Annotated in this window: 18 protein-coding genes and 1 riboswitch; of the genes, 12 read left to right on the top strand and 6 right to left on the bottom strand. The window is 72.5% G+C overall.

What is annotated here, in order from left to right; genetic code table 11:
- Nucleotides 1-7 precede the first annotated feature (7 nt).
- On the bottom strand, nucleotides 8-598 hold the full coding sequence (locus FVE25_RS47460) for a class I SAM-dependent methyltransferase (RefSeq protein ID WP_157254130.1): 591 nt from the start codon (nucleotides 596-598) through the stop codon (nucleotides 8-10).
- Nucleotides 599-727: 129 nt separating this feature from the next.
- Here FVE25_RS47460 and FVE25_RS47455 point away from each other — a divergent pair, with 129 nt between their 5' ends.
- Entirely contained in the window at nucleotides 728-2338 is a 1611-nt protein-coding gene (locus tag FVE25_RS47455; RefSeq protein ID WP_246268618.1) for a sensor histidine kinase, read from the top strand.
- Nucleotides 2335-3012 (top strand): response regulator, encoded by a 678-nt coding sequence (locus tag FVE25_RS47450; protein WP_157254129.1) that lies wholly within the window; start codon nucleotides 2335-2337, stop codon nucleotides 3010-3012. The genes FVE25_RS47455 and FVE25_RS47450 overlap by 4 nt, the downstream gene beginning before the upstream one ends.
- On the opposite strand, the gene FVE25_RS47445 is transcribed toward FVE25_RS47450, so the two are convergent.
- Together FVE25_RS47445 and FVE25_RS47440 are read right to left on the bottom strand one after the other, a co-directional pair.
- Complete coding sequence (locus FVE25_RS47445) at nucleotides 2993-4240, bottom strand: glycerate kinase (protein WP_246268617.1); 1248 nt, start codon at nucleotides 4238-4240, stop codon at nucleotides 2993-2995. The two genes, FVE25_RS47450 and FVE25_RS47445, sit on opposite strands and share 20 nt — an antisense overlap.
- A 9-nt stretch (nucleotides 4241-4249) precedes the next feature.
- On the bottom strand, nucleotides 4250-5647 hold the full coding sequence (locus FVE25_RS47440) for an SLC13 family permease (RefSeq protein WP_219825972.1): 1398 nt from the start codon (nucleotides 5645-5647) through the stop codon (nucleotides 4250-4252).
- 83 nt (nucleotides 5648-5730) lie between these two features.
- On the opposite strand from FVE25_RS47440, the gene FVE25_RS47435 reads away from it, so the two are divergent.
- From FVE25_RS47435 to FVE25_RS47395, 9 genes are all read left to right on the top strand, one after another.
- The gene (locus tag FVE25_RS47435; RefSeq protein WP_157254127.1) at nucleotides 5731-6324 is read left to right on the top strand and encodes a phosphoribosylanthranilate isomerase; all 594 of its coding nucleotides are present in this window, start codon (nucleotides 5731-5733) and stop codon (nucleotides 6322-6324) included.
- Nucleotides 6325-6769: 445 nt separating this feature from the next.
- Nucleotides 6770-7351, top strand: a complete 582-nt coding sequence (gene clsA / locus FVE25_RS47430; protein WP_157254126.1) for a cardiolipin synthase ClsA — start codon at nucleotides 6770-6772, stop codon at nucleotides 7349-7351.
- A 4-nt stretch (nucleotides 7352-7355) separates the two neighbouring features.
- On the top strand, nucleotides 7356-9863 hold the full coding sequence (locus FVE25_RS47425) for a mannose-1-phosphate guanyltransferase (RefSeq protein ID WP_157254125.1): 2508 nt from the start codon (nucleotides 7356-7358) through the stop codon (nucleotides 9861-9863).
- Between the two features lie 200 nt (nucleotides 9864-10063).
- Nucleotides 10064-10576: a double zinc ribbon and FHA domain-containing protein gene (locus tag FVE25_RS47420; RefSeq protein WP_157254124.1), complete on the top strand. Its 513-nt coding sequence runs from the start codon at nucleotides 10064-10066 to the stop codon at nucleotides 10574-10576.
- Nucleotides 10573-11226, top strand: a complete 654-nt coding sequence (gene ftsR, locus FVE25_RS47415; protein WP_181019942.1) for a transcriptional regulator FtsR — start codon at nucleotides 10573-10575, stop codon at nucleotides 11224-11226. The genes FVE25_RS47420 and ftsR overlap by 4 nt, the downstream gene beginning before the upstream one ends.
- An 85-nt stretch (nucleotides 11227-11311) precedes the next feature.
- Nucleotides 11312-11782, top strand: coding sequence for a bifunctional nuclease family protein (locus FVE25_RS47410; RefSeq protein WP_157254123.1), 471 nt, complete (start codon nucleotides 11312-11314; stop codon nucleotides 11780-11782).
- A gap of 147 nt (nucleotides 11783-11929) precedes the next feature.
- Nucleotides 11930-12550 carry a MerR family transcriptional regulator gene (locus FVE25_RS47405; RefSeq protein ID WP_157254122.1) on the top strand — a complete coding sequence of 207 codons (621 nt, stop codon included), beginning with the start codon at nucleotides 11930-11932 and terminating at the stop codon, nucleotides 12548-12550.
- A 22-nt stretch (nucleotides 12551-12572) separates the two neighbouring features.
- Nucleotides 12573-12679, top strand: a riboswitch (glycine riboswitch).
- Between the two features lie 149 nt (nucleotides 12680-12828).
- On the top strand, nucleotides 12829-15657 hold the full coding sequence (gcvP, locus tag FVE25_RS47400) for an aminomethyl-transferring glycine dehydrogenase (RefSeq protein WP_157254121.1): 2829 nt from the start codon (nucleotides 12829-12831) through the stop codon (nucleotides 15655-15657).
- 158 nt (nucleotides 15658-15815) lie between these two features.
- Nucleotides 15816-16628 carry a tetratricopeptide repeat protein gene (locus tag FVE25_RS47395; protein WP_157254120.1) on the top strand — a complete coding sequence of 271 codons (813 nt, stop codon included), beginning with the start codon at nucleotides 15816-15818 and terminating at the stop codon, nucleotides 16626-16628.
- Here FVE25_RS47395 and FVE25_RS47390 read toward each other — a convergent pair.
- Nucleotides 16612-16962 carry a hypothetical protein gene (locus FVE25_RS47390; RefSeq protein WP_219825971.1) on the bottom strand — a complete coding sequence of 117 codons (351 nt, stop codon included), beginning with the start codon at nucleotides 16960-16962 and terminating at the stop codon, nucleotides 16612-16614. The genes FVE25_RS47395 and FVE25_RS47390 overlap by 17 nt on opposite strands.
- Before the next feature lie 84 nt (nucleotides 16963-17046).
- Between FVE25_RS47390 and FVE25_RS47385 the strand changes: the two genes are divergently transcribed.
- Complete coding sequence (locus FVE25_RS47385) at nucleotides 17047-17637, top strand: alpha/beta hydrolase family protein (protein WP_157254118.1); 591 nt, start codon at nucleotides 17047-17049, stop codon at nucleotides 17635-17637.
- Nucleotides 17638-17661: 24 nt separating this feature from the next.
- Here FVE25_RS47385 and FVE25_RS54740 read toward each other — a convergent pair whose 3' ends face one another.
- Together FVE25_RS54740 and FVE25_RS47375 are read right to left on the bottom strand one after the other, a co-directional pair.
- Nucleotides 17662-17853: a DUF5999 family protein gene (locus tag FVE25_RS54740; protein WP_157254117.1), complete on the bottom strand. Its 192-nt coding sequence runs from the start codon at nucleotides 17851-17853 to the stop codon at nucleotides 17662-17664.
- Between the two features lie 212 nt (nucleotides 17854-18065).
- Nucleotides 18066-18626: a TetR/AcrR family transcriptional regulator C-terminal domain-containing protein gene (locus FVE25_RS47375; protein WP_157254116.1), complete on the bottom strand. Its 561-nt coding sequence runs from the start codon at nucleotides 18624-18626 to the stop codon at nucleotides 18066-18068.
- Nucleotides 18627-18661 lie beyond the last annotated feature (35 nt).

Here is an 18661-nt window from a genome sequence, read left to right as displayed (position 1 = left end):
CCCGCGGTCAGGGCCTCGGCCGGCGCGCGTGGAAGACGAACGCCGGCGGGGCGTTCCGCCACACCGTGCGGCCCGGGATGACCTCCTCGAAGCGCTCGGCCAGCAGCGCGCGGAAGCGCCGGGCCGCGCTGAGCGGGATCGCGTGGATGTAGGAGAAGGTGGTGAAGGCGCCGCCGGCTCCCAGCGACGTGCACACCGCGCCGAGCAGCTGCCGCTGCAAGGCGTTGGGGAAGGCGGCCCACGGCAGGCCGCTGACGACCACGTCCGCACGGGTCAGATCGCGCTCGGCCAGCAGCTCCGGCAGCCGGGCGGCGTCGTCGCGGACCACGTCCACCAGCGGGTACCGCTCGGCCAGCAGCCCGGCCAGCTGGTCGTTCAGCTCGATGGCGAGGTGGTGTCCCCGCCCGCACAGGCGGCGCTGGATCTCGGCCGTGAAGGGGCCGGTGCCGGGGCCGAGCTCGACCACGACCGGCTCTCCGCGTTCCGGGACCGGGGCGGCTACCGCCTCGGCCAGCCGCCGGGAACTGGGTGCGAGCGCGCCTATCGTCCCCGGGGAGCGCAGGAACTGGCCCAGAAAGAGTGCGGTGTCGTTAGACATGTGAGGAAACTTACGGCATCGATCCGCGGCTGCCGCTCGGTCGATGGGCCATTCTTCCGGCCACTTGGAGGAGAGGCGGTCCTCCGTTGGGATGACCGGCCACCTGGGCTTCGGGGATAGCGTTTGTCCATGCGATGGCGATGGCGGGGCGTGCCGCTCGATGTGCTCCTGGCCGCCTCCGGTATCAGCCTGGACCTGCTGCTCTCCGGCAAGGCGCCGGCCTGGGACGCCCAGCCCGCCCTGTCGGTGGCGCTGTTCGCGGTGCTGGTCGGGGCGCCGATGGGGTTCGTGCGCCACTGGCCGGTGCCCGTCGTCTTTTACCTGTCGGCGTTTCTCGTCTACACCGACCAGATCGGGTCGTTCACCTCCAACTCCGCGCAGATGCTGCTGTGCGCCGCCCTCGGCGCCGCCGCCTACCGCACCGAGTGGCCGTGGACGGTGCTGAGCGTGGCCGCCGGGGCGCTGGCCAGCGCGTTCAACATCGCCGACCCGGGGGTGGCGCTCACCTCCACCGCGTGGATGTACTCGGTGGGGATCGCGTTGTTCCCCGCCCTGCTCGGCGCCTATCTGCGCCGCCCCGCCGTACGGCTGGAGGAGCGCACCATCACGCCGGACGTGCTGCTGGCGGCCGGCGGCGTCGCCTACGCCGTCCTCACCACCTGGACGAGCTGGCACGCGGCCCCGCAGCCCGTCTGGGTGACCGGCCTGCTGGCGGTGACCGCCGGGCTGTCGCTGGGCATCGCCCGCCGCCTGCCCGGCATCGTCTTCCTGCTGCAGGGGCTGCTGCTGATGGCCGCGGACACCTACCTGCCGCAGGTGGTCAACACCAGCATGCTGCTGGTGTTCATCTCCATCGGCGTGTTCGCGATGCGGGTGGCCTCGTGGATGTGGACCACCGTCGTCTACCTGGCCGCCTGCCTGCTCGGCGCCATGGCCGTGGTCGAGCCCGGCGTCGAGACCACCCCGATCCGCGCGGTCATGCTCATGGCCATGGTCGTCACGCCCGTGGCCATCGGCCGCTACATCGGCGCCCGCCAGGAGGCGCAGGCGGCCGAGCGGCTGCGCGCCCGCGAGTCGGCCCGCCTGGCCGTGGCCCAGGTGCGCGCCGACCAGCTCGCCGAGCGCGAGCGCATCGCCCGCGAGGTGCACGACATCGTCGCCCACCACGTCGGCGCCATGGTGCTGAGGGCGGGCGCCGCCCGCTACGCCGCGCCCGACGGCCCCGTCGCCGACGCGCTCGCCGACATCCGCGAGACCGGCCACCAGGCCCTCCAGGACCTGCGCGGCCTGCTCGACCTGCTGCGCGACCCCGACCGCCAGCCCGACCTGCCCGCCGACCCCGCCGACGTGGTCAGGGAGTCGGCCGAGCGCGTGGCCGCCGCCGGCCTGGTCGTCAAACTCGACGTGGACCCCGCCGCCGAACAGGCGTCGCTGGTGGCCCGCGCCTCCGCTGCCCGCATCGTCCAAGAAGGACTGACCAACGTGCTCAAACACGCCGGCCCCGGCACCCGCGTGAACGTCCGACTCACCCCGGCGCGCACCCCCGGCGGACTGTCGGTCGAGGTACGCAACGGCCCGCCGCCCACCGTCCGCGAGCCGCTGCCCTCCTCCGGCCAGGGCCTGGCCGGGATGCGCGAGCGCGTGCGGGCCCTCGGCGGCGCGCTGACCGCCGGCCCCGACGGCGAGGGCGGCTGGCTGCTCAGCGCCACGCTGCCCGGCGCCCGGGGGAGCGCCGCATGATCCGCGTCCTGATCGCCGACGACCAGGCCCTGGTCCGCGCCGGCGTCCGCATGCTCCTGCAGGCCGCCGGCGGCATGGAGGTCGTCGGCGAGGCCGACGACGGCGCCGAGGCCGTACGGCAGGCCATGCGGCACCGGCCCGACGTCATCCTCATGGACCTGCGCATGCCCAGGGTCGACGGCCTGGAGGCGGCCCGGCGCATCCTCAAGGCCGACCCGGCGGCCCGCATCGTCGTGCTGACCACCTTCGCCGAGGACTCCAACGTCTACGCCGCCCTGCGGGCCGGGGCGCTGGGCTTCCTGGTCAAGGACGACGAGCCGGAGCGCATGGTGGACGCGGTGCGCCGCGCCGCGGTCGGGGAGCCGCTGCTGGCGCCCTCGGTGCTGCGCAGGGTGATGGAGCGCGCGCTGGCCGCCGAGGACGTCCGCAGCGAGGCCGCCCCGCCCGCCCACCTGACCGACCGGGAACTCGACGTGCTGACCCTCCTGGGCTCCGGGCTGTCCAACAACGAGATCGCCGAGTCGCTGCACGTGGGGGTGACGACGGTCAAGACGCACGTGGGCGCGGTGATGGAGAAGCTGGGGCTGCGCAACCGCATCCAGGCGGCGGTGGTGGCCCACCGGATGGGGCTCGTGGACGCGGAGTTCCGCCCGATCACGCGACCATCCCCCTGACCCTCCCGGTACGGCGGGCCGCCGCGGCGTCCGGGGACTCGGCCCGCCACCGGGGACGGGCCGCCTGTGCCAGGCGGGCGCCGACCATCACCATGCGCAGCGCCCGCTCGGCCGCATCCACCAGGAACTCCTCGCCGCCGTCGATCGCCTCGGCCAGCCGCATGGGCCCGGGCACGATGCTCTCGAAGGCGTCGATGCCCGCCGCGTGCACCTGGCCGGCGCCGGCGCCGATCGTCCCGGCCAGGGCCAGCACCGGCTTGCCGTACCTTTTGGCCCGCCGCGCCACCTCGGCCGGGATCTTGCCCGACGGCGTCTGGGCGTCGATGGCGCCCTCGGCGGTGATGACCAGGTCGGCGGCGGCGATCCGCGCGTCCAGGTCCACGTGGCCGAGCAGCACCTCGAACCGGGGCAGCAGCCGCCCGCCCACCGCCGCCAGCCCGGCTCCGAGCCCGCCGGAGGCCCCGCTGCCCGGCGCCGTCCGCAGCTCTCCGGCCCCGAGCTCCGCGCCCCGATGCGGGAGCACGTCGCGTTCCAGGATCTCCGCCCACCGCTCCAGCGCGGCCGCCAGCTCGGCCACCCGCTCGGGCGTGGCCCCCTTCTGCGGCCCGAACACCCGCGCCACCCCGTTGGGCCCGCACAGCACGTTGCAGGGATTGCACGCCACCAGCAGCTCGACGGCGGACAGCCGCGGGTCGAGCCCGGAGGCGTCGATCCGGTCGAGGCGGGCCAGCGCCGTACCACCCGGGGGCAGCTCGCGCCCGCCGGCGTCCAGCAGCCGCGCGCCGAGCGCGGTGAGCGCGCCCGCGCCGCCGTCGGAGGTGCCGGAGTCGCCGCAGCCGACCAGCACGCGCCGCACGCCGTGATCGAGCGCCGCGGCGATCAGCTCGCCGACGCCGTAGGTGGTGGTCAGCCCGGGGTCGCGCCGATCACGCGGCACCAGGCGCAGCCCGGCCGTCGCGGCCATCTCCACCACGGCCGTCCCATCGGGCAGCAGCGCCAGGTGCGCGGCCACGGGATCGCCGACCGGACCGGTCGTCGTGCGGGGCACCAGCCGCCCGCCCAGCGCCTCGGCCAGCGCGGCGGCCGAGCCCTCACCCCCGTCGACCAGGGGGAGCGACTCGGTGCGCGCGAACGGCAGCACGCGGCGCACCCCACGGGCGATGGCCGCGGCGACCGTCCCCGCGCTCAGGGACTCCTTGAAACCACTGGGGGCGATGAGAATACGCATGATCATCCTTCAGTACGGCAGGCCGAGAACCGGCCAGATCGTCAGAGCGAACAGGAGCACCAGCCCCGCGGTCAGCGGCGCGAGCACCGCCGACAGGGCCAGCAGGTGGCGGGAGGTGTAGGTGGGCGCGTCCTCGATGCGGTGGAAGAGCGCGACGGGCTTGGCCGAGGCGGGCAGGGTGTGGCAGAACCCGGCCGCGGCCGTGGAGGCGAAGGCCGCGGCGGCGGGTGAGACCCCGATCCCGGCGGCGGCGGTGACGACGAGCGGGACCAGCACGCTGGAGCGCGCCGAGCGCGACTGCAGCAGCAGGTGGGCCAGGGTGCTGACGCCGATCACGGCGGCGAGGAACTGCCACTCGGCCACCCGGAACCCGAACAGCCCGCCGCCGAGCCACGCCGCCGCCCCGGACGTGGTCATGGCCACGCCCAGGGCCATCGTGGCGGCCATGAGCATGAGCATCGCCCAGGGCACGGTGGCCAGCGCCTTGTTCATCGTGATCGTCCCGGCCTTGGGCGCGGCGGTCAGCACGGCCCCCACGAAGGCCACCACGGCGGGGGAGACGCCGTGCAGCGGCTCGGCGCACCACAGCAGCACGACCACGCCGAGCAGCACGGCCGAGCGCCGCTGCGCCCCGTCGAGCGGCCCGCTCACGCCGACGCCGGTGGCCTCGCCCACCGCCTCGGCGTCCACGGCGACCGGCTCGCGCCGGTCGGCCCGCCGGGTCACCATGAGCAGCACCAGCTCGGCGGCCAGGTGCGAGGAGACCACCGCCAGCGGCAGCCCGAGCAGCAGCCAGTGCGCGAACCCGATCCGCTCGCCGGTCGCCTGGAACACCATCTCGACCGTGATGAGATGAGCCCCCGCGCCGATCAAGGACGCCACGGCCGACAGCAGGATGACGCTCGGGAACACCAGCGCCAGCGCCACCACCACCCGGCGCCGCCCCTCCAGCACCTTGGCCAGCGCCAGGAAGACCGGCACCGCCAGCGCCGCCCGCCCCGACGTGGCCGGCACCGCGAAGGCGCTGACCACCAGGGCGGCCGTCGTCAGATGCACCAGCCGCCGCACCGTGCGCGCCCGCGAGACCAGCCACGCCGTGCACCGCGCCGCCAGCCCCGAGGCCGACACCCCGGCCGCGATCACGAAGGCGCAGATGAGCAGCCACACGGTGGGCTCCCCGAGCGCCCCGAAGAACGTGTCGGCCGGCAACACCCCCGACACCACCAGCGCCAGCCCGGCGCCCAGGGCGACGAGCGTGTCGTCCAGCCTCGTCACCACCCACAGGACGGTGGCCACCCCGAACACCGCCAGCGTGATCTTCCCGTGGAGCCCGAGCCCTTTCGTCCACATCACGACGGCGGTCACGGCCAGGGCGCTGAGAAGCGCGGCGATCATCGTCCTTGTCACGACCACGAGCGTCGCGGCCGGCGATTATCCGTTCATGAGGCGTTCATGAGGGCTCTCTCACCGAGTGCCGTAGCCTGGTAAGCGTGTTTGTGAAGATCTGCGGCCTGAGCCAAGAAGAGCACGTCCGGACCGCCGTCGAGGCGGGCGCCGACGCGATCGGCTTCATCCTGACGACCAGCTCCCGCCGCATCGCCCCCGAGAGGGCCGCCGAGCTCGCCGCCCTCGTGCCGCCCCACGTGCTCACCGTGGGCGTCTTCAAGGGCGAGGACCCGGACACCGTCCGCGCCGCCGCGATCACCGCCGGGGTGCGCGCCATCCAGCTGCACGGCGACCACCCGCACTCCGACTTCACCGCGCTGAAGGACCTGGGCCGCACGCTCGTGCGGGCCGTCGACGCGGGCGCCGACCTGCGCTGCGGCGCCTACGACGAGGACCTCCTGCTGGTCGACGCGCCCAGGGCGGGCGCGGGCGAACCCTGGGACTGGGCCGCCGTCCGCCCGCGCGCCTCCGGCCAGTGGCTGCTGGCGGGCGGCCTGGCCCCCGGCAACGTGGCCGCCGCCATCGCCGCGGCCCGCCCGTGGGGGGTGGACGTCTCCAGCGGCGTCGAGGTCGCGCGCGGGGTCAAGGACTCCGCCCTCATCCGCGCCTTCCTCAAGGCCGCCCGCGCCGCCTCCTGACCTCAGGGGGTACGGCAGAGCCGCCCCCAGGACCCGACCCTGCCCGGATCGGGTCGGCCTGACCCGGGCCCTGCCCGCATCGGCTCCACCTGACCCCGGGCCCTGCTCGGCCCGGTTCCCTCCTGAACCCAAGCCCTTGGGGTCGCTCATCTCCGGCCCACCACTCTGCCCGGGCAGCCCATCACCCTGGGCACCCCCTTGATCGCGGCAGCCCGTCCCAGGCGGCCCTGCCGTGGGGGCACTCCGCACCGACCCCGCAGAGCTTCCAGCGGGCCCGCAAACCCCTGGGCAGGCCCCTCGGGCCGTCCCCAAACCGGTTCCCTCGTGGGCAGGCCCGGTTCCCCAAGGAGGCGTGCGGATGGTCGCACCGGGTGCACGGCGGGGCCGTACAGGCCGGTGGCGCGCGCTCGCGTGGGAGGACAACCCGACACAGTAGGGTCACAGCGTGAGCGAAACTTCCGCCGAGGATCGGATCTGGACGGTTCCGAACCTGCTGAGCTTCCTGCGCCTCCTCGGCGTCCCGGTGTTCCTCTGGCTGGTCCTGGGGCCGAGGGCGGACGCGTGGGCCATCGGGCTGCTCATGGTGGCCGGGTTCACGGACTGGCTCGACGGCAAGATCGCCAGGGCGTTCAACCAGACGAGCCGCCTGGGCCGGATCATCGACCCGGCGGCCGACAAGCTCTACGTGTTCGCCACGATCATCGGGTTGCTGCTGCGCGAGGTGATCCCGTGGTGGCTGGTGGCGCTCGTGCTGGGCAGGGAACTCTTCGTCGCGTGTTTCATCCCTGTCCTCCGCAAACACGGTTACCGGGCACTCCAGGTGCATTTCCTGGGCAAGGCCGCGATGTTCAACCTGATGTACGCCTTCCCGCTGCTCTTCCTTGCCTCCCACTCTGGGTGGTATGCGGATATTGCCCGTATTACCGGCTGGGCCTTCGCCCTCTGGGGAACGGGCCTGTACTGGTGGGCAGGGGTGCTGTATGTGGTACAGGTGCGCCAGCTTGCCAAGGAGGCTAGGAAGGAGTGATCGGGTGAAGGCGGTCGTGATGGCGGGCGGGGAAGGCACTCGGCTGCGCCCGATGACCGCCAACCAGCCCAAACCCCTGCTGCCGGTGGTCAACCGCCCGATCATGGAGCACGTGCTGCGCCTGCTCAAGCGGCACGGCCTGACCGAGACCGTGGTGACCGTGCAATTCCTCGCGGCTCTCGTGCGTAACTACTTCGGCGACGGCGACGAGCTCGGCATGAACCTCCACTACGCCACCGAGGACCTCCCGCTCGGCACCGCGGGCAGCGTCAAGAACGCCGCCGACCGGCTCCGCGACGACCGCTTCCTCGTCATTTCCGGCGATGCCCTGACGGATATCGACTTATCCGACATGATCCGCTTCCATCGTGAAAATTCGGCACTTGTCACCATCGGCCTGAAGCGCGTCCCCAATCCGCTCGAGTTCGGGATCATCATCGTCGACGAGAACGGCCGCATCCAGCGCTTCCTCGAAAAACCCACATGGGGCCAGGTCTTCTCCGACACCGTCAACACCGGCATCTACGTCATGGAACCGGAGGTCCTCGACGAGGTCGCCGACGGCGAGGCCGTGGACTGGTCCGCCGACGTCTTCCCCCGCCTGCTCAACCGCGGCGCCCCCATCTTCGGCTACGTGGCCGAGGGCTACTGGGAGGACGTCGGCACCCACGAGAGTTACCTCAAAGCCCAGGCCGACGCCCTGTCCGGCCGCGTGCAGCTCGACATCGGCGGCTTCGAGCGCTCCCCGGGCGTCTGGGTCGCGGAGTCGGCCACGGTCGACCCCGACGCCGTCCTGAAGGGCCCCTTACTCGTCGGCGAGTACGCCAAGATCGAGGCCGGCGCCGAGCTGCGCGAGTACACCGTCGTCGGCAACAACGCGCTCGTGCGCGAGGGCGCCTTCCTGCACCGCGCGGTCCTGCACGACAACGTCTACCTCGGCCCCGCCACCCACCTGCGCGGCTGCGTCATCGGCAAGGGCACCGACCTGATGACCGGCGCCCGCGTCGAGGAGAACGCCGTCATCGGCGACGACTGCGTCATCGAGGCAGAGGCGTACGTCTCCAGCGGCGTGCGCGTCTACCCGTTCAAGACGATCGAGGCCGGCGCCGTCGTCAACACCAGCGTCATCTGGGAGTCACGCGGCCAGCGCAGCCTGTTCGGCCCCCGCGGCGTCAGCGGCCTGGTCAACGTCGAGATCACCCCGGAGCTGTGCGTACGGCTGGCCAGCGCCTACGCCACGACCCTCAAGAAGGGCGAGCGGGTGGTCACCGCCCGCGACTCCTCCCTGGCCGCCAGGGCGCTCAAGAGGGCCGTCATCGGCGCCCTGACGGCCAGCGCGATCAACGTCCTGGACCTCGAGGCCGCCCCGCTGCCCGTGGCCCGCTTCCACACCTCCCGCGAGGCGGCGGCGGGCGGCATCGCCCTGCGCACCACCCCGGGCGACCCCCAGAGCGTCGACATCGTCTTCATGGACCAGCGCGGCGCCGACCTCCCCCCGGCCGCCCAGCGCAAGCTGGAGCGCGTCTTCTCGCGCCAGGAGTTCCGCCGCGCCTTCCCCGGCGAGATCGCCGAGCTGCGCTACCCGGCCAGGGCCGTCGAGGACTACGCCCACGAGCTGCTGGCCTGCGTGGACATGACCGGCGTGCGCGGCATGAAGGTCGTCGTCGACTGCGCGGGCGGCACCTCCACCCTGGTCCTGCCCACGCTTCTGGGCCGGATCGACGTGGAGGTCCTGACCGTCAACGCCCGCCTGGACGACGCCTCGCCCACCGAGACGCTCGCCGAGCGCCGCCGCGACCTCCAGCGCCTGGCCGAACTGGTCAGCTCGGCGCGGGCCGCCTTCGGCGTGCGCATCGACCCCATGGGCGAGCGCATCGCCCTCGTGGACGAGATGGGCCAGCTCATCGGCGAGGAGCGCGCCCTGCTCGTCGTGCTCGACCTGGTCGCCGCCGAGCGCCGCCGCGGCCGGGTGGCGCTGCCCGTCACCACCACCCGCGTCGCCGAGCAGGTGTGCCGCTTCCACGGCGTCCAGGTCGAGTGGACCTCCACCTCCACCGACGCCCTCACCTCCGCCGCCGTCGCCGAGGACCTGATCTTCGCCGGCGACGGCCGCGGCGGCTTCATCGTCCCCGAGTTCAGCCCCGCCGTGGACGGCCTGGCCGCCTTCATGCGCCTGCTCGGCCTGGTCTCGCGCACCCGCCTGTCGCTCAGCCAGATCGACGCCCGCATCCCCGAGGCCCGCCTGCTCAAGCGCACCGTCCCCACGCCGTGGGCGGCCAAGGGCGCGGTGATGCGCTCGGTGATCGAGGCCGCCGAGGCCAGCGGCGAGGACTACCGCATCGACACCACCGACGGCGTACGGCTGGCCGCCCCGGACGGCAGCTGGGCGCTGGTCCTGCCGGCCGCCACCGAGCCCGTCACCGACCTGTGGGCCGAGGCGGCGGACGTGGACTCGGCCCAGGCGCTGCTGGAGCGCTGGGCCAGAATCGTCGAGCAGGCATCCGGAACGTGACAGAAAGGCCGCGCGGCGGCATGGACCTTGAGGCGGGCTCGGCGGTAGCTTTGTCACCGTCCAAACCTGTCCTCTGGCGCCCCGCCTTGACCTTTCCCGCTGATCAGCGTAAGTTGCGGCATTCGCAAACTTGAAGAGCGAAGCGAGGCGCGCCCCGAGCACCGTTGCCGCGACTTCGCGGTAGGAGGCCGAGCCGATCGATGCCGAGCGTCTACTGCACGCAGTGCGGGCACGCCAACCCCGAGGATGCCCGTTTCTGCTCCCGCTGTGGGTCACCGCTGACCAGACCGGAGGTCGCCGGGGACACCACGTCGACCATCTCGGTCGCGGGAATCGAGGCGTACGAGGCGGAGACCGGTGAGTTCATGCTCGCCGAGCGGGCCCTGGTGGAGCAGCTGCCTCCGGGCACCGCGCTGCTCACGGTCACCAGAGGCCCCAACGTCGGCAGCCGCTTCCGGCTGGACAAGGAGATGACGACGACCGGGCGCCACCCGGAGAGCGACATCTTCCTCGACGACATCACCGTCTCGCGCAGGCACGTGGAGTTCTACCGCCACCCGGGCGGCGCGTTCTCCGTGCGCGACGTGGGCAGCCTCAACGGCACCTACGTCAACCGCGAGCGCATCGAGGAGGTTCCGCTGCACTCCGGCGACGAGGTGCAGATCGGCAAGTTCCGGCTGGTGTTCCTGATGCGGACCGCCCTCGCGGGATGACCTCTCAGGCGGCCCGCTCGCACATGAGCATCGGGGAGGTGCTCGGCCTGCTGCGCGCCGAGTTCCCCGACGTGACGATCTCCAAGATCCGTTTTCTCGAGGGAGAGGGGCTCATCGAGCCCGAGCGCAGCCCGTCCGGTTATCGCAAGTTCTCGCACCTGAACGTGGAGCAGCTGCGCTTCATTCTGCGCGAGCAGCGCGATCACTATCTCCCGCTGCGTGTGATCAAGGATAAGATGGCCGAATCGTTCGGCCGGCCGCATGCCGTCCAGGACGCTCAGGAGGTACGGCTCAGCCGTGCCGAGCTCCTGGAGGCGGCGGGGCTGGACGAGGAGACCCTCACCGAGCTGGAGGATTACGGCCTGCTGGCCCCGACGGCGCGGCGCTACGACGAGGACGCGCTTAAGATCGCGCGCAGCGTCGGGGCGCTGGCCCGTTTCGGGTTGCACGCCCGCCACCTCCGGGCGGTCAGGGCGGCGGCCGAGCGGGAGGCCGGGCTGGTCGAGCAGACCGTGGCCCCCATCCTCAAGCGCCGCAAGCCCGGGGCGATCGGGGAGGCCGATGAGGTGGCCAGGGAGCTGTCCGCCCTCCTGCTCGATCTGCACGCGGCCCTGCTGCGTACGGGCGTGCGGAGTGTGCTGGGCCGATGATGGGCCACCGGCGCGCCCTTCGGGGTCCGCCGGGTGTTACGTTGAAAAGCATAAGAGCGGTCAGGTGTCGGATACGGAGCAGCCCGTGTTGCAGATGGAGGTAGTGGGCGTTCGCGTTGAAATGCCCACAAATCAGCCGATCGTCTTGCTCAAGGAGGCACACGGTGAGCGGTTCCTGCCGATTTGGATTGGGATGACCGAGGCGACCGCGATCGCGCTCGCTCAGGCCGAGGAGCCGCCGCCGCGGCCCCTCACCCACGACCTGTTCCGCGATGTGCTCAGCGCGCTCGGCGTGGGCCTGCGCGCGGTCAACATCGTCGCCCTGCGTGACGGCATCTTCTTCGCCGATCTGGTCTTCTCCAACGGCGTCGAGGTGTCCGCCAGGCCGTCCGACTCCATCGCCCTGGCCCTGCGCACCGGGGCGCGCATCTTCGCCAGCGAGGAGGTCGTGCAGGAGGCCGGTGTGATCATCCCCGACGACCAGGAGGACGAGGTGGAGAAGTTCAAGGCGTTCCTTGACACGATCACGCCCGAAGACTTCGGCAGGGCGGGGTAGGTATTTCAGTGCATTTACGCTTCACGACGCGCCGAGCCGGATCGTTGACTGCGCTTGGTCACGGTCCTACGGTGCAAGTGAAACCCGTGGTCGCGCGTTGCGAACCCCCAGATCAGGCCGCGGGATGAGAGAAAGCCGGAGGTCCGCGTGGCGGTCAGCAGCGGCGAGGGAAAGACGGCCGGCCAGGAAGATCCGGTGCGGCGCGAGAGCGCGCGGCAGCGTGCCGGAGAGCAGGGCCTGCTCTTCGACGACGCCCCCGCGGCGCTTCCGGGTGACATCGGCTACCGCGGCCCGACGGCCTGTGCGGCGGCCGGCATCACCTACAGGCAGCTGGACTACTGGGCGCGAACCGGCCTGGTCGAGCCCACGATAAGGGCCGCCCAGGGCTCCGGCTCGCAGCGCCTGTACAGCTTCCGCGACATCCTGGTGCTGAAGGTCGTCAAACGACTGCTCGACACCGGTGTCTCACTCCAGCAGATCCGCACCGCCGTGCAGCATCTGCGCGATCGCGGCGTCGCCGACCTCGCGCAGATCACGCTCATGAGCGACGGCGTCAGCGTCTACGAGTGCACCTCCGCCGACGAGGTCATCGACCTCCTGCAGGGCGGCCAGGGTGTGTTCGGCATCGCGCTGGGCCGGGTCTGGCGGGAAGTCGAGGGATCGCTGGCGGAGCTGCCGGGGGAAAGAGCGGCGGCCGGTGACGACGATCCGGCCGACCACCCCGCGGACGAACTGGCGCGGCGGAGGCGCGCGCGCCGCATCGGGTAGTAACCTAGGTCCCGAAGGCTGACGACCCCATGCGGGAGAGTCTCCGGATCCGGCCGCGCGCCGGAGCCGGGGCGCCGAAGGAGCAACCCTCCCCGGAATCTCTCAGGCAACCGGTACCGCTTGGGTGAGGCAACTCTGGAAAGCAGGCGTGCCCGCCAGGTGCGCCTCACCGACGGTGCAAGCCCCGAGCGTGGGGGTGAAGCTCTCAGGTCCCATGACAGAGGGGGAGATCCGGCCACCGCGCACGCCCGGTCTCCAAGCCTCGGGAGGGCACCCTCATGACCGACCTGACACCACCCCCGTTCTCCACCCGGCACATCGGGCCCTCGGCCGACGAGCAGCAGCGCATGCTGGAGGCCGTCGGCTTCGAGTCGGTCGCCGACCTGGTGGCGGTGGCGGTGCCCGAGGCCATCCGGGCCAAGGACCAGCTGAAGCTGCCGGTCGCCGCGAGCGAGAGCGAGGTCATCGCCGAACTGCGCGCGCTGGCCGGCCGTAACCGGGTCCTCACCTCGATGATCGGCCTGGGCTACTACGACACGATCACCCCCGCGGTGATCCGCCGCAACCTGCTGGAGAACCCCGGCTGGTACACCGCCTACACGCCCTACCAGCCCGAGATCTCCCAGGGCCGCCTGGAGGCGCTGCTCAACTTCCAGACGGTCGTCTCCGACCTCACCGGCCTCGACGTCGCGGGCGCGTCCCTGCTCGACGAGGGTACGGCCGCCGCCGAGGCCATGACGCTGGCCCGCCGCGCCGGCAAGGCGAAGAGCAACGTCTTCGTCGTCGACGCCGACGCCCTGCCGCAGACCAAGGCGGTGCTGGCCACCCGCGCCGAGCCCCTCGGCATCGAGCTGGTCGAGAGCGACTTCGCGGGCGAGCTGCCCGCGTGTTTCGGCGTGCTGGTGCAGTATCCCGGCGCCTCCGGCCGCGTGCGCGACTTCCGCGCCGTCGCCGAGCGCGCGCACGCCGCCGGCGCCCTCGTGGTCGCCGCCGCCGACCTGCTCGCGCTCACCCTCCTGGCCTCGCCCGGCTCGCTCGGCGCCGACATCGCGATCGGCTCCTCCCAGCGCCTCGGCGTGCCGTTCGGCTTCGGCGGCCCGCACGCCGCCTACATGTCGGTGCGCGAGGGCCTGCAGCGGCAGATGCCCGGCCGCCTGGTGGGCGTCTCGGTCGACGCCGACGGCGGCCCCGCCTACCGCCTGGCCCTGCAGACCCGCGAGCAGCACATCCGGCGGGAGAAGGCCACCTCCAACATCTGCACCGCCCAGGTGCTGCTGGCCGTCATCGCCGGCATGTACGCCGTCTACCACGGCCCCGAGGGGCTGCGCCGGATCGCCCGCCGTACCCACGCGCATGCGGTGACGCTGGCCGAGGTGCTGCGCGCCGGCCGGGTCGAGGTCGTGCACGCGAACTTCTTCGACACCGTGACCGCCCGCGTGCCCGGCGACGCCGCCCGGATCGTCGCCGAGGCCGCGGCCCGCGGCGTCAACCTCTGGCAGGCCGACGCCGACCACGTCTCGATCTCCTGCGACGAGAAGACCGAGCTGGCCCACCTGGAGCAGGTGGCCGCCGCCTTCGGCGTCCCGGCCGAGCTGCCGGCCCTGGCCGAGGAGTCCGCGCTGCCCGCCGCGCTGGGCCGCGAGGACGACTACCTCACCCACCCGGTCTTCCACAGCCACCGCTCCGAGACCGCGATGCTGCGCTACCTGCGCAAGCTCCAGGACAAGGACATCGCGCTGGACCGCTCGATGATCCCGCTCGGCTCCTGCACGATGAAGCTCAACGCCACCACGGAGATGGAGCCCGTCACCTGGCCCGAGTTCGCCGCCGTGCACCCCTACGCCCCGGCCGAGCAGACCGAGGGCTACCTGGAGCTCATCGGCACCCTGGAGTCCTGGCTGGCCGAGGTGACCGGCTACGACGCCGTCTCCATCCAGCCCAACGCCGGCTCCCAGGGCGAGTTCGCCGGCCTGCTGGCCATCCGCGCCTACCACCGCGCCAACGGCGACACCGCCCGCGACGTCTGCCTCATCCCGTCCTCGGCCCACGGCACCAACGCCGCCAGCGCCGTCATGGCCGGCATGCGGGTGGTCGTGGTCGCCTGCGACGACGACGGCAACGTGGACCTCGCCGACCTCGACGTCAAGATCGCCAAGCACCGCGACGCCCTGGCCGCGATCATGGTCACCTATCCGTCCACGCACGGCGTGTACGAGGAGACCATCACCGAGGTCTGCGCCAAGATCCACGAGGCCGGCGGCCAGGTCTACGTCGACGGCGCCAACCTCAACGCCCTCGTCGGCCTGGCCAAGCCCGGCGAGTTCGGCGCCGACGTCTCCCACCTGAACCTGCACAAGACCTTCTGCATCCCGCACGGCGGCGGCGGCCCCGGCGTCGGCCCGGTCGCCGTCCGCGCCCACCTCGCCGCCTACCTGCCCGGCCACGCCCTGCAGAACGGCTCGCCCGTCGGCCCGGTCTCGGCGGCGCCGTACGGCTCGGCCGGCATCCTGCCCATCTCCTGGGCCTACATCAGGATGATGGGCGGCGAGGGGCTGAAGTCGGCCACCGAGCAGGCGATCCTGTCGGCCAACTACCTGGCCCGCCGCCTGGCCCCGCACTACCCGGTCCTGTACACCGGCCGCGGCGGCCTGGTCGCCCACGAGTGCATCATCGACCTGCGCCAGATCACCAAGGACACCGGAGTCACCGTGGACGACGTGGCCAAGCGCCTCATCGACTACGGCTTCCACGCGCCCACGATGTCCTTCCCGGTCGCCGGGACGCTGATGATCGAGCCGACCGAGAGCGAGGACCTCGCCGAGCTCGACCGCTTCGCCGAGGCGATGATCGCCATCCGGGGCGAGATCGCCAAGGTGGCCTCCGGGGCCTACGACAGCACCGACAACCCGCTGCGCAACGCCCCCCACACGGCCGAGGCGCTCACCTCCGACACCTGGACCCACCCCTACACCCGCGCCGAGGCGGCCTACCCGGTCGGCTCGCTGCGCGACGGGAAGTACTGGGTGCCGGTGCGCCGCATCGACCAGGCATACGGCGACCGCAACCTGGTGTGCGCCTGCCCGCCGCTGGAGGCGTACGAGGACTGAGAACCCGGCGGCGACGTCCTCCGGGCCCGGAGGACGTCGCCCTCGGGCAGCGGGCAACAAGAGCGTGTCCATCAGGGATAGAGCGGGACGCGCGAGTTGCGAGACGTTGATCGCATCCAGTCGTTAGGCTCAGGTGATCAACGTTCGAAGGAGCCGCCTTGACACCCCCAGACGTCGACGCATCCCCGCTGGAACACGCCCGGCGGCTGGCCGAGGGCGGCGACCTCGACGGCGCGGCGGCCATCCTGTCGGAGCTGGCGGCCGACCCGGACGGCCCGCACCGGGCGCAGGCCGCCGTCGGGCTGGCGGTCGTCCTGGAGCAGCGGGGCGACGCCGAGGGCGCGCGGGCCGCCGCACGGGTGGCGCTGGCCACCGGCCATCCCGAGTACGGCGCGCAGGCCGCCTGTCACCTCGCCCAGGGCTTCGAGCGCGACGAGCGCGACGACCAGGCCAGGGGCGCCTGGCAGGCGGCGCTGGGCACGGGCGTGCCGGAGTACGCCGTGCTCGCCCACCTGGGGCTGGCGCGGCTGGCCGTACGCCGGGACGACCTCGACGGCGCCGAGCTGGAGCTGCGCGCCGCGATCGGCATCGGCGACCCCCACCTGGGCGCGCGCGCCGCGCAGCAGCTCGCCGAGCTGCTGCTCTACCGCGGTGAGCCGGGAGAGGCCGCCGACACGCTGCTGGAGGCGCTGGCCGAGGCCCCCGAGACGGAGGTGCCCAGGCTGCGCGTGCAGCTCGGCATCGCGCATCTGGAGCTGGCCTGCGCCGAGTTCGCCGGCGCCATCGAGGAGGGCGAGGACCCCGGCACCAGTGCTCTGGCCATCGAGTTGCTGGCCCGCACGCTCCCGTTGCGCGGGCGTGACGATGACGCCGAGCAGGTGTGGAGTTACGGCCTCAACCACGCCGACGCGGCGCTCGCCGACGAGGTACGGCTGCGCCTCGGGCGCGGCACGCTCAGCCCCGGCGGCTGATGGCCATCGCGGCCACCAGGTTGACGACGATGATCGAGACCCAGGCCAGGATGAGGCCCAGTTCCTCCGCGGCGCTGCCGGCGATGGCCGTCAGCGGGATGCCCAGGCCCAGCGAGCCCAGCGCGATGGGGATCATCTCGCCGCCGCGTGACTTCTGCTTGCGGCCGGGCGGCGGGCCGTAGGAGTCCACCTCGGCCCGCACGCGGGCGGCGATGGTCGTGTCGAGCCGCTCGATGAAGGAGTCCACCAGAGCCTGTTCGTATTCGGGGCCGAGATCACGCCGGGCGTCGAGGGTCGCCTGGAGTTCCTCACGGAGGGGACGCATGTCTGCCATAGGGGAGATTGTCTCCCTCCGGGGACTCGCCGTCATCCAACCTGAGAGCCACCTCCGTCTCCTCCCCGAGTACGGTGGGGGACCATGGAGATCACCACCCCGCGCGGTCCGGCGCGGGCCGAGATCGACGAGGCGGCGCGGGCGGGGCTCCTGCTCGTGCTCACCCACGGCTCGGCCGGCACGGTGGACGCGCCCGACCTGCTGGCCGTCCGGGACCATGCGCTGGCGGCGGGGGCGACGGTGGCCCGGGTGACGCAGCCGTTCCGGCTGGCCGGGGCCAGGGCGCCGGGCTCGCCCGACAGGCAGGACGAGGCATGGGAGGCGGTCGTCGCGGCGCTGCGCGCCCGCTATCCGGGGCTGCCGCTGGTGCAGGGCGGGCGCAGCAACGGAGCGCGGGTGGCCTGCCGTACCGCCCGGGCGGCCGGCGCGGCCGCGGCGGTGGCGCTGGCCTTCCCCCTGCATCCGCCCGGCAGGCCGGAACGTTCCAGGGCCGATGAACTGCGCGGGGCCGGGGTGGACGTGCTGGTGATCAACGGCGACCGGGACCCGTTCGGGGTGCCGGACCCGGCAGACGCCGCTGAGCTGGTCGTGCTGCCGGGAGAGGGACATGATCTGAAGAAGAACCCCGTGGTGGTGGGCGAGACGGTCGCCCGCTGGCTCGCGCGCTACATGTAGCCCCCGTGCGAGCCGTTGCGGTCGTCAGGCCGCGCCGACTGCAGGGCGGTGGGGGGCGATGACCATACCGCTCGGCAGCAGCTCACCGGTGTCCTCGAACAGGACCACGCCGTTGCAGAGAAGGCTCCACCCCTGCTCGGGGTGGCTGGCGAGGGTGCGTGCTGCCTCGCGGTCAGGCGCCTCGGCAGACGGACAGACCGGGTCGTGCGGGCACATCGGCGTGCCTCCGATATCTCGTGGATGGCTCCCGCGCACACTGTCTGCGGGGGAGCGGCTCGGGCTTGTTCGTTTCTAGCAAGTTTGCGACGTGGATCACACAAACCGACATAGCCCGTTCGGGCGGTTAGGGGAGGGTGCCCCAGACGGATCCTGTGACCTACGACACAGCGTGTACTAAGTAGGATAACGGTCCAAGCGCGACACGCCGCCTAAATTTGCAGTCCCTTGATGAGAGCGGCCAATCCGCGCTCGAAGTCGGCGTCGGCCTGCACGTCGCGCCGCGTCCACGTGTCGACCTCGGGATCGGCCCATCCGGACTGCTGCACCTCGACCGCGACGCTGCCGAACACGAAGGCGCGCATCGTGCGGACCGCCTCGGCGGCCCCGGGCAGGCCGGCGTCGGTGAGCTGCTCGACCTGCTCCCGGATCGCCAGCGTGGTAGCCCCTTTGGGGGGCTTGGTCAGCGCCAGCGCGAGCACGCCCGGATGGTCGCGCAGCGCCTCCCGGCTCGCCCGGCACCACGCCTTGGCCGTCTCCTGCCAGGTGGGCGCCGCCTCGACCTGAACCGCGGTGACGTGCTCGGCCAGCGCGTCCATGAGCGCCTCCTTGCCGCGGGGCAGGTGGTGGTAGATGGCCATGGCCTCCACCTCCAGGGCGTCCCCGAGACGGCGCATGGTCAGCCTGCGCAGGCCCTGGCTGTCGGCGATGTGCAACGCGGCGTCGATGATGCGCTCACGTGACAGGGGCACGGGCGGTCGCTTCGCGGGCATAGCAGAAAATCTACACTGTAAAGGCGAGCGGGCGG

Origin of the sequence: Nonomuraea typhae, assembly GCF_009760925.1 — a bacterium.
Lineage (GTDB): Bacteria > Actinomycetota > Actinomycetes > Streptosporangiales > Streptosporangiaceae > Nonomuraea > Nonomuraea typhae.
The sequence above is the reverse complement of the archived record's forward strand: the minus strand, read 5'-3'. Positions and strand labels throughout refer to the sequence as shown.